1 protein-coding gene is annotated in these 800 nt (G+C 44.6%); it reads left to right on the forward strand.

What is annotated here, in order from left to right; translation table 11 throughout:
- Positions 1-107 precede the first annotated feature (107 nt).
- Positions 108-575 (forward strand): hypothetical protein, encoded by a 468-nt coding sequence (locus JIN87_RS27975; RefSeq protein ID WP_200360050.1) that lies wholly within the window; start codon positions 108-110, stop codon positions 573-575.
- Positions 576-800 lie beyond the last annotated feature (225 nt).

Here is an 800-nt window from a genome sequence, read left to right on the forward strand (position 1 = left end):
AACTTCATCGAAAACGAGTTAATAAATGAGTTCCAACCAGACGGTGGTCACAATTCCGGCAGCTCCGCCGCCTCCATCGTGACACCTTAGCGTTCGAAGAAGAATAAATGACCACCGTTTTTGGAATTCTGATAGTTACACTTGGCCTTGCCATTGCTGGCTTCATCTTGTCTTTCGCGATTTGGCTTATACGGAACTATCAAGTCTCTTTCCCGATTTGGATTGTTCTCTCTTCTGTCGCATCTGCCGTTGCCGTACAGGTTTTCGCTGAGGAATCAGCAATGATCGTTTACCACATGACAGATGTTAAGGGCATCCCAGCTGATGTAATGGCTTTTCGCCTTATGGTACTCAGAGTAGCGAGCGCTTTGCTTGATGGAACGAGCAAGTTCCTGATCACATTGGTGGGGATATCAGAGATCATTTCCCTCTTGGACCTTACGAGCAATAAGCCAACTGGGTTTTGGAGAAGATTTAAAATGAAGAGAAAGAAAAATATCAGATTTGGAGTGGCAGCAGTGGTCACTGGGGTACTATCGACATCTGTAGTTGGAATATACTTTCACACATTGTAAGAAAAATTTATTCGAACCAGGCATCGCACACAATGGCGGCAAACGCTCGCCTCTTTAGTAACGACCTCATGAATGCTAACCTCAACAGACTTGGAATCTCAACCGAAGCCGCCATCGTGTGGATTTGACGTTGGAAGAAAGATGAAGAAGGTACATATCAGTATAATCATAGCGTTCACTCTTGTTCTAACCTCAACCTTCAGAGCAAACCCGGAATATGATCCT

This window comes from Pelagicoccus mobilis (assembly GCF_016595505.1).
Lineage (GTDB): Bacteria > Verrucomicrobiota > Verrucomicrobiia > Opitutales > Opitutaceae > Pelagicoccus > Pelagicoccus mobilis.